This is a genomic window from Microvirga vignae (genome assembly GCF_001017175.1).
GTDB classification, from domain to species: domain Bacteria; phylum Pseudomonadota; class Alphaproteobacteria; order Rhizobiales; family Beijerinckiaceae; genus Microvirga; species Microvirga vignae.
In genome coordinates this window covers 484-14,365 of the sequence record NZ_LCYG01000087.1, presented here as the reverse complement: position 1 = coordinate 14,365, position 13,882 = coordinate 484, and the positions used below count along the sequence as shown (strand labels likewise).

General features: G+C 63.1%; 8 protein-coding genes. 6 read left to right on the top strand and 2 right to left on the bottom strand.

What is annotated here, in order from left to right; translation table 11 throughout:
- Positions 1-141 precede the first annotated feature (141 nt).
- Both cckA and recA read left to right on the top strand, forming a co-directional pair.
- On the top strand, positions 142-2,670 hold the full coding sequence (cckA, locus tag AA309_RS26120; protein ID WP_047191952.1) for a cell cycle histidine kinase CckA: 2,529 nt from the start codon (positions 142-144) through the stop codon (positions 2,668-2,670).
- 171 nt (positions 2,671-2,841) lie between these two features.
- Positions 2,842-3,936, top strand: a complete 1,095-nt coding sequence (recA, locus tag AA309_RS26115; protein ID WP_047191951.1) for a recombinase RecA — start codon at positions 2,842-2,844, stop codon at positions 3,934-3,936.
- 194 nt (positions 3,937-4,130) lie between these two features.
- Here the strand turns inward: recA and AA309_RS26110 are convergent, their stop codons facing one another.
- The gene (locus tag AA309_RS26110; RefSeq protein ID WP_047191950.1) at positions 4,131-4,763 is read right to left on the bottom strand and encodes a hypothetical protein; all 633 of its coding nucleotides are present in this window, start codon (positions 4,761-4,763) and stop codon (positions 4,131-4,133) included.
- 413 nt (positions 4,764-5,176) lie between these two features.
- Between AA309_RS26110 and alaS the strand changes: the two genes are divergently transcribed.
- A complete protein-coding gene (gene alaS, locus AA309_RS26105; protein WP_047191949.1) occupies positions 5,177-7,831 on the top strand; it encodes an alanine--tRNA ligase in 2,655 nt (884 codons plus the stop codon).
- A 231-nt stretch (positions 7,832-8,062) separates the two neighbouring features.
- Positions 8,063-10,039, top strand: coding sequence for a vWA domain-containing protein (locus AA309_RS26100; protein ID WP_047191948.1), 1,977 nt, complete (start codon positions 8,063-8,065; stop codon positions 10,037-10,039).
- Between the two features lie 3 nt (positions 10,040-10,042).
- On the opposite strand, the gene AA309_RS26095 is transcribed toward AA309_RS26100, so the two are convergent.
- A complete protein-coding gene (locus tag AA309_RS26095; RefSeq protein ID WP_047191947.1) occupies positions 10,043-10,507 on the bottom strand; it encodes a GFA family protein in 465 nt (154 codons plus the stop codon).
- 147 nt (positions 10,508-10,654) lie between these two features.
- On the opposite strand from AA309_RS26095, the gene AA309_RS26090 reads away from it, so the two are divergent.
- On the top strand, positions 10,655-11,584 hold the full coding sequence (locus tag AA309_RS26090) for a diacylglycerol/lipid kinase family protein (RefSeq protein WP_047191946.1): 930 nt from the start codon (positions 10,655-10,657) through the stop codon (positions 11,582-11,584).
- An 831-nt stretch (positions 11,585-12,415) separates the two neighbouring features.
- The coding region (locus AA309_RS32560; RefSeq protein ID WP_160310550.1) for a calcium-binding protein at positions 12,416-13,882 on the top strand (1,467 nt) is incomplete at its 3' end.

Genomic DNA, 13,882 nt, shown 5'->3' with positions numbered 1-13,882 from the left:
CCTCTTGCGCAGTCTCTTGATGCGGCCTTAGAGGTCAATCAATAAATTCCGTGTAGGACGATCCGAAGTTCAAGCGGTTGGATGTAGGATTCCGCATCCGGTGCCACGGCACATCCGCCTCCCTGAAGGATAGTGAAGTTCATGGCTCACCAAGGCGACATGCCAAAGGGCTCGACCATCGACCGGTCCGACCGCCCCGGCCATTTCGGATGGGTCCTGCTGCTGGCTGCCGTTCTGGCCGGCGCGGTATTGAGCCTTCGCTATCTTGGCAGCGAGCAGGCGCAGCCTCTGATCCTGGGGCTGCTCGCCTTCTTCGCCATGGCGGGCGTGTTCTTCCTCTTTGCTTGGGCCATCGGTGTCATCCAGTTTGCCGGCCAAACCGTTCGCAACGACATCACCAAGCTCATGGCCGATACGGCGGGCGAGGGCTTGGCCGTGATCGATGATGGTCGGATCATCTACGCCAACGAGGCCTATCTCTCCTTTGCCCGCTCGGACGGGGACGAGATCCGGCCTGCCGAGCGTGTGTTCATGGGCGCTCCGGAAGTCTCCGAGGCGATCTACCGCCTGGCCCAGGCTGCCCGAGAACACCGAACCGGCACGGAGGAGATTCGCCTGTCGCCATCCCTCGACGGGACGCAGGAATTTGGCTGGTACCGCGTCCGCGTCCGTCCCGTGCCGCGTTCCGGCCGCCGGGAGGCGACGCTCTGGAGCATTGCCGATATCACTCATGAACGGGAGCGCCAGGAAAACGTCTTCCAGGAGCTTCAGCACGCCATTGATTATCTGGATCATGCACCGGCGGGTTTTCTTTCCATCGATCCCAGCGGCTCGATCATTTATCTCAACGCCACGCTCGCCACCTGGCTCGACTACGACCTCGCCCAGGTCGGCTCCGGCGGCCTGAATCTGGCCGATATCGTGCCGCGCAACGTGGTGGCGGTGATGACCTCGTTCACGGGCGATCCGGGAACCGTGCGCACGGAAACCTTCGATCTCGATCTTCGCCGCCGCAACGGCCAGTTCCTGCCGGTGCGCCTCTATCACCGCATCGCCTTCGGCCAGGACGGCCGCATGGGCGCCTCCCGGACGCTCGTCATCAATCGCTCGCCGGGTGTCGAGGTGGACGAGGGCCAGCGGGCCGCCGAGGTGCGCTTCGTTCGCTTCTTCAACAACACGCCCATTGCGATTGCGACCGTGAATCGGGCCGGCCGGATCGTCCATGCGAATGCACCGTTCTCCAAGCTTTTCGGCACCTTGCCACGTACGGGCGAGGGCGGAGGTGAGGGACCCTCCATCTTCGAGAGCTTCCGTGAAGGCGGCCCGCTTGAGGCCGCGCTTAAGGCCGTGGCCGAGAACCGGGGCGATATCGCGCCGCTCGAACTCCAGACGGCCGGCGAGAACGGCAGCTCCGTCCGCGTGTGGGTGACGCCCGCGGGTGATACTGGCGCGGACGGCGAGACGGCAATCCTCTATGCCCTGGACACCACGGATTTCCGCAAAGTCGAGGAGCAACTCGCCCAGTCTCAGAAGATGAACGCGGTCGGCCAACTCGCCGGCGGTGTGGCGCACGACTTCAACAACGTGCTCCAGGCGATCATCGGGTACAGCGATCTGCTGCTTGCCAACCACCGGCCGACCGATCCGTCCTTCCAGGACATCATGCAGATCAAGCAGAACGCGAACCGGGCCGCGAGCCTGGTGCGCCAGCTGCTCGCCTTCTCCCGCCGCCAGACCCTGCGGCCGGAGGTGCTCAATCTCAACGACCGGCTCTACGATCTCTCCATGCTCCTCAAGCGCCTCCTCGGCGAGCGGGTGGAGTTGGACCTCAGCCATGGCCGCGACCTGTGGTTCGTGAAGGCGGACGTGAACCAGTTCGAGCAGGTGGTGGTGAACCTCGCCGTGAACGCACGCGATGCCATGCCAGGCGGCGGCAAGCTCGCGATCCGCACGGCCAATGTCTCGGCCCAGGAGGCGGCGCGCCTGAACGTGAGCGCCATGCCGCCAGCCGATTACGTGCTGGTGGAGGTCTCCGATACCGGCATCGGCATGAGCGCGGAAGTGCTCGACAAGATCTTCGAACCCTTCTTCACCACGAAGGAAGTGGGCAAGGGTACGGGCCTCGGCCTTTCCACCGTATTCGGTATCGTGAAGCAGTCGGGCGGCTATATCGACGTGAATTCGAAGCCCGGACAAGGCACGACCTTCAGCATCTACCTGCCGCGCCACATCCTCGAGGTTCAGGAAGCGCCCGAGGAAGCCAGGGCCGATGCGCCCAAGAAGCCCGCCGCCGACATGACGGGACAGGGAACCATCCTCCTGGTGGAAGACGAGGACCCGGTCCGCGCCGTGAACGCCAGGGCGCTCTCTGCGCGCGGCTACACCGTGTTGGAAGCCGCCTCCGGTGTCGAGGCCCTGGAGATCATCCAGGAGCGCGGCGCGCCGGTGGATCTCGTGGTCTCCGACGTCGTGATGCCGGAAATGGACGGCCCGACGCTGCTGGGCGAGCTGCGCAAGCTCTATCCCGACCTCAAGGTGATCTTCGTCTCCGGCTACGCGGAAGAAGCCTTCCGAAAGAACCTGCCCGAAGGTGAGGATTTCAACTTCCTGCCCAAGCCTTTCAGCCTGCGCCAGCTGGTGGAGACGGTGAAGCAGGTGATGGGGCGCTAAGTATCTGTAAAGAGATCGTTTTTCGCCTGAGGCATCATGGCCCGCATTGGGGTTGTGAATAATTCAATGAGAACAAAAAAAGAACTTGTAAGCAGGAACAAAGTGGGTACATATATTCCCTCAACACCGCGTTGAGATTCACTCCTCCTCCTGCCATAAGGATGTCTGGTCATGTCGCAGTCTTCTCTGAGACTGGTGGAAAGCTCATCAATGGATAAAGACAAGTCGAAAGCTCTCGACGCGGCGCTCTCTCAGATCGAGCGCGCCTTCGGTAAGGGCTCGATCATGCGGCTCGGCAAGGGCCAGCAGCCGGTAGAAATCGAAACCGTTTCGACGGGTTCGCTCGGCCTCGATATCGCGCTCGGCGTGGGCGGTCTGCCCCGCGGCCGCATCATCGAGATCTACGGGCCGGAATCGTCCGGTAAGACGACGCTCGCGCTGCACACCATCGCCGAAGCCCAGAAGAAGGGCGGCGTCTGCGCCTTCGTGGACGCGGAACACGCGCTCGATCCCGTTTATGCCCGCAAGCTCGGCGTCAATCTGGACGATCTCCTGATCTCTCAGCCTGACACCGGCGAGCAGGCCCTCGAAATCGCCGACACGCTGGTCCGCTCCGGCGCGGTGGACGTGCTCGTCATCGACTCGGTGGCGGCTCTGACGCCGAAGGCCGAACTCGACGGCGAAATGGGCGAGGTTCAGCCGGGCCTCCAGGCCCGCCTCATGAGCCAAGCCCTGCGCAAGCTCACCGGTTCGATCTCCCGCTCGAACACGATGGTGATCTTCATCAACCAGATCCGCATGAAGATCGGCGTCATGTACGGCTCGCCGGAGACCACCACGGGCGGCAACGCGCTGAAGTTCTACGCTTCGGTCCGCCTCGACATCCGCCGCGTCTCGACGCTGAAGGATCGCGATGATCCGATCGGCAACTCGGTGCGCGTCAAGGTGGTCAAGAACAAGGTCGCTCCGCCCTTCAAGCAGGTCGAGTTCGACATCATGTTCGGCGAGGGCGTGTCCAAAGTGGGCGAGCTCATCGATCTCGGCGTCAAGGCCGGCATCGTCGAGAAGTCCGGCGCATGGTTCTCCTACGACAGCCAGCGCCTCGGCCAGGGCCGCGAGAACGCCAAGCAGTTCCTGCGCGACAACCCCGAGGTTGCCGGCAAGATCGAGGCGCTCATCCGCCAGAATGCCGGCTTGCTCGCCGACCGTATCCTGGAGCAGGCGACCCCGACTGCCGACGATCTGGATGAAGGTTCCGCCGACTAAGGCTGAAAGCATCAGCCGGTTGTCCGGCAGAGACTGAGCTCCATAAAGGTTTTGCTCTCCTTCAAGGGCAAAGGAAGGGCCGTCGCGAGAGATCGCGGCGGTCTTTTTGTTTTCTCCATCCAGTTCGGGAAAAGCCGGAGCAGGCAGGTTTGACTATTGCCCCTGGCGTCCCAGCCGGCCTGTTCGGCCGAGACCTATCGCAGATCCACCCTGATTCCGGCCCCGATGAAATTCGAGCCGGACCCCTTGTCGGCAAAAAGCCCGAAAACTCCGGAACGATGATGGATCCGGGGGACGAAATACACGCCCGGCAGGGAGGAATGGGAGAACTCGGCTTCGAAGGCGAGATAGTTGAGAAGCCGGACCGGCTCGACGCGATCGCTGCCTTCCAGCCCTGGTGGCTCCGAGGCATAGGAGAGGCCCTCGCCGAAAGCCAGATTCACGCTCAATCCGCCGAAGAGCGGGATCTGCCCGGTTCGGAACATGAGGGCGAGCGTCCCCTCCCAATGGCTCTGGTCGCCGAAGTGGCGGAGCACTTGGCCTTCAATCTCAATCCGGTTGCCGCGGAATGCGAAATCCGTACCCGGCAGCGGGATGGAGAACGAGGGGACGATGACTCTCGAAAGGCCTGCCCCAACGATATAGGCTTCCTCGCCCGTCAGTTCGCCGGTGAGTGCCTGCTCCGGGATCTCCAGCAGATCGGCATCGACCCATCGGCTGCCGTAAACCGTAAGATGCCAAGTTCGCTCTTCCGGCGGCGGGGTAACAGGAGCTTGCGCCGCCGCCGGCCCGCCAAGGAGGGCCAGAACAAGGAAACCCGATCTCACGATTCTCCATGGCGCGCTGTCTGAGCGTCCGGGACAGGACGTGATCCACACTGGCGTTGCCGCTCCCCACGATTCTTGTAAGTCCCGAAACTATAATTGTGCTGGCTCCCCGAAAGCAAGGGAAGCATGTCCTTGGGGGCTTGCTCCAACAGGGTTCCGGGCAGGCCAGGGATGGCAGCCTGTCCCAGTCCGGCGGACGTCCGGGAAGGTGACCAAGTGCCCAAGATCCGAATTGTTCAAGCCTTCCGGCTCCTTGCATTCCAGATGCGCCAATCGGACCGAGGCGCTCAGTGCGCGCCTATTCGCTTCTGTAGCCGAAACGCCGCCTCGACAGAGGGGCCGGGTGCGGCTAAAACCGCCCACCAACAATACCTTTTCGGGCCTAAAAACCCTCCTTCTGAGTTTGAGAACCCATGAGCGGCGTCAACGAAATCCGGTCGGCCTTCCTCGATTACTTCGCCAAGAACGGTCATGAGGTCGTGGCATCGAGCCCCCTCGTGCCCCGCAACGACCCGACCCTGATGTTCACGAATGCCGGCATGGTGCAGTTCAAGAACGTCTTCACGGGTGCCGAGAAGCGTCCCTACACCACGGCGGCGACGGCGCAGAAATGCGTGCGCGCGGGCGGCAAGCACAACGATCTCGACAATGTGGGCTATACGGCGCGCCACCACACCTTCTTCGAGATGCTCGGCAACTTCTCGTTCGGCGACTACTTCAAGGAGCGTGCCATCGAGCTCGCCTGGGGGCTGATCACCAAGGAATTCGACCTGCCGAAGGACAAGCTCCTCGTCACCGTCTACCACGACGACGACGAGGCGGCGAACCTCTGGAAGAAGATCGCGGGCTTCTCCGATTCCAAGATCATCCGCATCCCGACCTCCGACAATTTTTGGCAGATGGGCGATACAGGCCCCTGCGGTCCGTGCTCGGAAATCTTCATCGACCAGGGCGACAAGCTCTGGGGCGGCCCTCCTGGCAGCCCGGAGGAGGACGGCGACCGATTCCTCGAGTTCTGGAATCTCGTATTCATGCAATACGAGCAGATCGAGCCCGGCAACCGCATCGGCCTGCCGAAGCCTTCCATCGATACCGGCATGGGCCTTGAGCGCGTCTCGGCGATCCTGCAGGGCGTGCACTCGAACTACGACACGGATCTCTTCCGCACTCTCATCGAGGCCGTGGCCCATGCCACAGGCGTTGCGCCGGAAGGTGATCGCAAGGCCTCGCATCGCGTGATCGCGGACCACCTGCGCACCTCCTGCTTCCTCGTGGCCGATGGCGTTCTGCCCTCGAACGAAGGCCGCGGCTATGTGCTTCGCCGCATCATGCGCCGCGCCATGCGCCATGCACAGCTGCTCGGCGCCAAGGAGCCGCTCATGTACCGCCTCGTGCCTGCTCTCGTGCGCGAGATGGGGCAGGCCTATCCTGAGCTGATCCGTGCTGAGGCACTCATCACCGAGACGCTGAAGCTGGAGGAGACCCGCTTCCGCAAGACCCTGGAGCGCGGCCTGTCGATTCTCGACGAGGAGACCCGCAACCTCACCAAGGGCCAGAACCTCTCGGGCGATACGGCTTTCACACTCTACGACACCTATGGCTTCCCGCTGGATCTCACGCAGGACGCCCTGAAGCCGCGTGGCATCGGCGTGGACACGGAGGCCTTCAACGCGGCCATGGAGCGCCAGCGCGAGAAGGCCCGCGCGGCCTGGTCCGGCTCGGGCGAGGCGGCGACTGAGACCGTCTGGTTCTCGGTAAAGGAACGTACCGGCGCTACGGAGTTCTTGGGCTACGACACCGAGAATGCCGAGGGCGTCGTCGTCGCCCTGCTCAAGGACGGCAAGGAAGTGCAGGAGCTGAAGCCCGGCGAGACAGGCCTCGTGATTCTCAACCAGACGCCGTTCTATGGCGAGTCCGGTGGCCAGGTCGGCGATACCGGCGTCATGCAGGGCGACGGTGCCCGGGTCTTCGTGACCAATACCGAGAAGAAGCTCGGAGACCTCTTCGTGCACCATGTCACCGTGGAGCACGGTACGCTGAAGCCGAACCAGTCGCTCGAGCTGATCGTGGATCATGAGCGCCGCTCGGCCATTCGCGCGAACCATTCCGCGACGCACCTCCTGCACGAGGCTCTGCGCCAGGTGCTTGGCGATCACGTGGCCCAGAAGGGCTCCCTGGTGGCTCCCGATCGCCTGCGCTTTGACTTCAGTCATCCGAAGCCTATCGAGGATGCGGAACTCGCGAAGGTCGAGGAGATCGCCAACAGGGTGCTCCTCCAGAACGAGCCTGTCGTTACGAAGCTCATGGCCGTCGACGAGGCGATCGAGTCCGGTGCTCGCGCGCTCTTCGGCGAGAAGTACGGCGATGAGGTTCGCGTCGTCTCCATGGGCAAGGCAGACGGCAACAGGGTCTTCTCCGTGGAGCTCTGTGGCGGCACGCATGTGAACCACACGGGCGATATCGGCGTGATCACCATCGTGTCCGAAAGCGCGGTCGCCGCAGGCGTGCGTCGCGTCGAGGCAATGACAGCCGATGCTGCGCGCCGTCACCTGACCGGTGAAAGTCGTAAGCTGCGTGAAGTTGCCAGCCTGCTGAAGACGCCAGTCGATGATGTGTCTCCGCGCCTGTCTGCCCTGCTTGAGGAGCGGCGCAAGCTGGAGCGCGATCTGGCTGAAGCTCGCCGCAAGCTCGCCATGGGCGGTGGCGGCACCAGCGGTGGCGAACCAATCAAGGACGTGGCTGGCACCAAGCTCATGGCCCGCGCTGTTACCGGCGTCGAGATGAAGGATCTGAAGAGCCTCGCCGACGAGGGCAAGAAGCGCCTCGGCTCCGGCGTCGTCGCCATCGTGGGCGTCGCCGAAGACGGCAAGGCCGGTATCGTGGTCGCTGTCACGGATGACCTGACGGCGAAGTACGATGCGGTCTCGCTCGTGCGCATCGGCTCCGAGAAGCTCGGTGGCAAGGGCGGCGGCGGGCGCCGCGACATGGCCCAGGCCGGCGGTCCGGATGGGGCTCAGGCTGAGGCAGCCTTGTCTGCCATCGAAGCAGCGCTTTCGAACGCCGCTTAAGAACTGATCTCGCACCGATCATTCGCATCGGTGTGATCAAACACTCATAGAAGCAGTGCGAGCGGCAAAAGCGTTCGCACTGCTTTTTATTCCCCGGTATTCGACTCTCGTTGACTTGACGGAAGGAGCGATCTCTCTGAAGCCTCGCTAGCGCATCGTGCGGAAAAGTGGATCCGGTTTTCCGCATGAACGATGCGCCGCTTGAGGAACGGAGCCTCGGGGCATGGGATCATGAAATTATCCTTCGGCACTGCGCTCGCTCTTCTTGGCATCGTCTTCGTTGCTCATCCGGGAGAGGCGCAGGAACACGGCGCGACACCGACCGTGCTCGTGATAGATGCCTCGAACAGCATGTGGGGCCGGATCGATGACAAGCCCAAGATGGATATCGCGCGGGATGCGGTCTCCTCTCTGGTAGAGGCTCTACCGAAAGGCGCGCGGCTCGGGCTCGTGGCCTATGGCCATCGCCGGGCCGGTGATTGCAATGATATCGAGACCGCCTTGCCGGTAAGTGCCGTCGACAAATCCAAGGTGCAGGCGGTCGCGGATCGCCTCACGCCCCGGGGGAAGACGCCGATCACCGCGTCTTTGAAGGAAGCAGCAAACCTTTTGGATTCTGGCAAGCCGGGCAGCGTCATCATCGTCACGGATGGGATCGAGACCTGCCAGGGTGATCCTTGCGCCGCGGCCGAAGAGCTGAAGCGCAAGAATGCCCGCTTCGTGGCGCATGTGATCGGGTTTGACGTCTCGGCCCTGGAGCGCCCGAAGCTGTCCTGCATCGCAGACCGGACAGGCGGCACCTTCGTCGCGGCATCGAATGCGGGCGAACTCGGCCAAGCCTTGAAGGCCACCGCACAGGCGAAGCCGAAGGCTGCCGTCGTGACCCGCTCGATTCCGCTCGAAGCGATCGAGGGCGGGCGTTCGGTGCCTGCAGCGACGTTCACCATCACCCGCAGCGGCGATGCCGGAGTGATTGCGGAAGGCGTCTCCGGATCGATCTCCCTGTCGCCGGGGCGGTATCGCGTTTCGGCTGTCGCCGGTGCGAGGACGGGGCAGAGCGAGATCGAGGTCACGAAGGACGCGCCCGCAAAGATCGTCGTGGTGCTCTCCGCCGATCTTCCGAAGGCCAGCCTGCAGCCGGCGAAGACGAGCGTCCCCGCGACCGGCACTCTCGAGGTGAAATGGGCCGGTCCCAACGGGAAGGACGATTACATCGTTTTCGCCCGCCCGAATGGCGATGCCCTGGAGACCCGGCATTACAGCTACACGCACGACGGCAATCCTCTCAAAGTGCGCGTTCCAGGGGAGCCTGGCGAGTATGAATTGCGCTACGTCTCGGATGTCAGCGGAGCGATCCTGGCGCGGGTCAAGATCACGGCAACTCCCGTCTCGGCCACTCTCGATGCTCCGGCCAAGGGCACGGCAGGGTCTGAGATCTCGGTGACGTTCACAGGTCCCAACGCGGCAGAGGATTGGGTCGGACTGGCCAAGACCGGAACCGACGCGAATACCTTCGAGGCCGGGGCGTGGGTTTATGCCGACAATGGCTCTCCGGCGCGGCTGCGCCTTCCGGCAGAGCCCGGCTCTTATGAAGTCCGCTACGTTTCGGGTCTCGACCCGAAGATTCTGGCTGCGAAAAAGATCGAGGTGGTTCCTGCGAGCGCGACGGTCACCGCCCCGGCCCGTGGCATGGCCGGAACCACCATCCGGGTCGGCTTCACCGGAACAGGCGGGGGCGACACCTTCATTGGCGTCGTGAAAAAGAGAGCGGAGGAGGGGTCGTGGATCTCCGGCGCCTACGAGCGCCCGGAAGGCCAGCAGGTCTCGCTGCGTCTGCCGAGCGAGCCGGGGCCGTATGAGGTCCGGTTCGTGCTGGAATCCAACGGCACCTACAAGGTCCTTGCCTCGACGCCCATCGATGTGGAGCCTGCCGTCGGCAGCGTCTCCGCGCCGGATCAGGTCGAGCGAGGAGGCGAGGTAACGGTTGCATTCGACGGTCCCAAGGGCGAGGGGGATTTCATCACCATCGTTCCCGTCGGGGCCGCCCCCGATGCCTTCACCGATTATCAGAATGCGTCACCCGATAAATCGTCCGTTACCCTCGATGCGCCTGAAGAGGCGGGGGCTTACGAGGTGCGATACGTGATGATGGCTCCCGGCGAGGCGGGCAATCTCGTGATCGCCCGCAAGCCTCTCCGAGTGGAGTAGCATCTAGTCGTGGTCCGGGTGCTGGCGGGAGGCCATTTTCGCCAATTCCTCCGGCGTCGCGTAGTCTTCCGTCCTCTCGCCGGGCAGCGTGTGCAGAATTTCGAAGACGGGGATCTTGCTCTCGATGCCGTATTGAATCTCCGGTGTCACCCGGCCGGGCTCATCGAGGCTGCCGATCGAGATGCTGATGCGGTCGGTCTCCAGGTAGGAATAGGTCAGCGGTGTGCCGCAATCACGGCAAAAGCCGCGCTCCACGGCTTCCGAGCTCCTGAAAATTCCAGGCTGGCCTTTCGTCCAGACCAGATCTTTCCGCGGCACCCCAGTCAGCGGCGCGAAGTAATTGCCGAATGCCTTCTGGCACATGCGGCAATGGCAGATGCTGGCATGGGTCGGCTCGGACATGAGCGCGTAACGGACCGCGCCGCATTGGCAACCGCCGGTCATGACTGACATTGTGGCGTTGGTCATGGTATCTCCTCAGTCTCGATCGATCAGCTAGATCCAATGGCTCCGGTGTCAACGTGATCCGCCGAATCGGCCGCCCTGACATTATGTGCGGCTCTTGGGAATGGTCCCGTATTTCGCCGGCTCCTCAACCTTTTCGAAAGCGCTGACGTGACCGGGACGAGTGGTTCTGCTGCAGATCCTGAAAGCCGTCTTTCACCGGCTCGGCGGCTGCTCGTGATCCATAACCCGACGGCCGGACGGAGGCAGCGCCGGCATCTCGCTGCGGTCTTGAGCGAGCTCCAGAAGGAGGGAGCCGAGGTCCGGCTGTGGGAAACGGCGAGTGCCGGCGATGCCGAGCGCGCGGCTCGGGAGTGCGGCTCGGACATCGACGTGGTGGTGGTCGCAGGCGGTGACGGCACGATCAACGAGGCGATCAACGGCCTGATGGCGCGGGAGCCGTCGCAGCCGCCCGCGTTGGGGATCATCCCCACCGGCACCACCAACGTGCTGTCGCGGGACCTGCGGATTCCAAGACAGGCCGATGCCTTGGCGCCCCTTCTTGCCCGTGGAATGATGCGGGACATTCATGTCGGCTGCGCGAACGGGCGATACTTCACGCTCATGTGCGGGGTCGGCATGGATGCCCATATCGTCAGCCGCACCAGCCTTCGCTTGAAGAAAAAGATCGGCAAGCTGGCCTATGTCATGCAGGGGCTGCGCGAATTCGTGGCCGGGGTGCCGCGCCGCTACCGGGTCGAGATCGATGGAGCGGAGGTGGTGGAAGCAAGCTCCGTCATCGTGGCGAAGAGCCGGCTCTACGGTGGCGAGTTCCAGCTTGCTCCGCGGGCTGACATCGGCAAGCCCGAACTCCAGGTCTGTCTCTTCCTGCGCGGCGGGCGGCTGAGCACGCTGCTCTACATCATCGGCATGGGCCTAGGACATCTCGACCATTTGCCGGGCTATCGGACGGTTGCGGCCAAAGCGGTCCGCATCACCGGCCATGACGGAGATCCGGTCCAGCTGGATGGGGATCCGAGCGGTTGCCTTCCGCTTGAGATTGGTTTGGGCAAGCGCCGGCTATCTGTGGTCGCGCCCTGACAAGCCGCAAGGGAAAACGGCCGGGCGAGCCCGGCCGTCGACGTCGTCAAATCTGGCGTAGCAAGGCTTAATCGGCGATCCGGTTCGCCACACTGCAGAAGAACCTCAAGCTGACCAACAAGGACTTCTTCGTCCTGTAACTCGGCCCCTGACCCTCGTCGCTGAGAGAGCCCGCTTCGGCAGGCTTTTCTCTGTCCTGCGAGCCACTCTCACAAACGACCGTTTCTGGGCGGGCATGTGGGATCGAGACCTGACGCCGGTGGATCGGGATTTCACAAAGCAGCGGAGCAGATGCTGTCGCTCCTTGCATCCCGAGGATTCGTAGCTGCGCAATCTATTCACCACGATCGCGGGATGTTGCAGACGGCATGAAAGAGTTTCCGGAGAAGACCGGAGCCATCAACAATCCCTGGCAGCGCCGACCCGTGGATCCGGGAAAAACCGCCTCAGAATCGCCTCAGACGAATCGATGCGGCCGATCCTGATTTCTCCTGACAGGGAACGAGCCACTATGCGGGCAGGCGGAGGGAAAGATCCTTAAAGGCGCGGATCTCAAACATGAACCAATATGGCTTTAGCTTCCTGAGCTGCAGGTCGACATCCCTATAAACTAGAAGCTGATCGCGGGGCGAATAGCTTTCAATGAATTTGCGTGCTCTCGCGACCAGATCGACTGCAATCAGGAGATGTAATTGTCAGCCCGTGTCACAGCGCACTTCAAGTGCGCTAGGAAATGATGCATCATTTCAATGTCGCACGGATGGATGCGACTTGAGCAGCGAGGCGGATCGTTCCTCTCGTCAGAAGCGGGTCTGCACATATGGGGGCAACATGACATTCTCGATCGAACAGGCGTTAGAGGCGTTCTTCAACAACAGTGGCGGCGGTGGCGTTTGGTATGGCGGAACGGCCGTTAGCACCGGCCCGATTACGAATGGCGGAACCACGAATTCCGGTTCATGGGGAAGCGGAGGCTCCGGTACCGGCACCTCCGGCGATGGCGCGCTGCATTTGGAACGGGTCGACACACTGCAGGGCACCTACTACGTCGACGACAGTGGTAATATCTGGGCTGCGAACGATCAAGGCCAGCTCATCTGCCTGACGGACCCGGATGCCGGTACCGCGCAATGGGCCGATAGCGACGCGATACAGACCGGGCCTCGGGATCATATACTGATACTGGATTTCGATGATTGGCTTGGTCCCGTTGAGGAGCCGACTCCAGAAGATTGGAATCAAAGCGAGCAGCCTTGGTGGGAGCCTTGCGTCTGGCCTTTGAACGTCTGGACCCTCCCACCTCCGGAATCCGCCTGGAGCCCCTATTTTCAAATGTGGGAGCACGATACCTCATGCCCCGACGACGTGCAGACCGACGGTGGAATCCACAAGATTCTCACGATCATCAATGCCGGAAATTCCTCTCTGTTCGTGAATACGGCCCTTGGAACGCTGGGGAACGATGCAATCGCGGGCGGCGGCTGGCTGCTTGGTGACGCCGGCGATGATACTCTCACAGGCGGAGTTGGAGCCGACATTCTCGACGGCGGCGACGGCAATGATGTCCTGAACGGGGCCGATGGCGACGACCTGTTGCAGGGCGGCCTCGGCGACGACAGCCTCGTCGGCGGCTTCGGCAACGACCTGCTCTACGGCGGAGGCGGCAACAACCTGCTCGAAGGCGGCGGCGGCGCCGATACCCTCGACGGCTCCGGCGGCTTCGGCGTCGCCTCCTACCAGCATGCCTTCATCGCCGTCACCGCAAACCTGGGCGACGCCGCCGCCAACACCGGCGAGGCGGCCGGCGACGTGTTCATCGCCGTCAACGGCCTCTGGGGCTCGGCCTTCCACGACACGCTGATCGGCAATGCCGCCGCCAACTGGATCATCGCCGATGCCGGCAACGATCTCGTCGACGGCGGGGCCAGTGCCGACACGCTGTACGGCTCGACCGGCGACGACACCCTGCTGGGCGGCGCGGGCAACGACACGCTCCATGGCGAGAGCGGCAACAACCTCCTCGAGGGCGGTGCCGGGGCCGATGCGCTGTTCGGCGCGGGCGGCTTCTCGGTGGCCTCCTACCAACATGCTCAGGAGGCGGTTCAGGTCTATCTCGACGGCGCGGGCCGCAACAGCGGCGAGGCGGCGGGCGACACCTATGACAGCGTCAACGGCGTCTGGGGCTCGGCCTTCGCCGACGTGATCGTCGGCAACCAGCATGGCAACTGGATCATCGCCGATGCGGGCAATGATCTCGTCAGCGGCGGGCTCGGCGCCGACACGCTGTTCGGCTCGACC

Bases quoted from the DNA above. Each gene is read 5' to 3' on its own strand.
- cckA (WP_047191952.1), top strand. From the start codon at position 142: ATGGCTCACCAAGGCGACATGCCAAAGGGCTCGACCATCGACCGGTCC.
- recA (WP_047191951.1), top strand. From the start codon at position 2,842: ATGTCGCAGTCTTCTCTGAGACTGGTGGAAAGCTCATCAATGGATAAA.
- alaS (WP_047191949.1), top strand. From the start codon at position 5,177: ATGAGCGGCGTCAACGAAATCCGGTCGGCCTTCCTCGATTACTTCGCC.
- AA309_RS26100 (WP_047191948.1), top strand. From the start codon at position 8,063: ATGAAATTATCCTTCGGCACTGCGCTCGCTCTTCTTGGCATCGTCTTC.
- AA309_RS26095 (WP_047191947.1), bottom strand. From the start codon at position 10,507: ATGACCAACGCCACAATGTCAGTCATGACCGGCGGTTGCCAATGCGGC.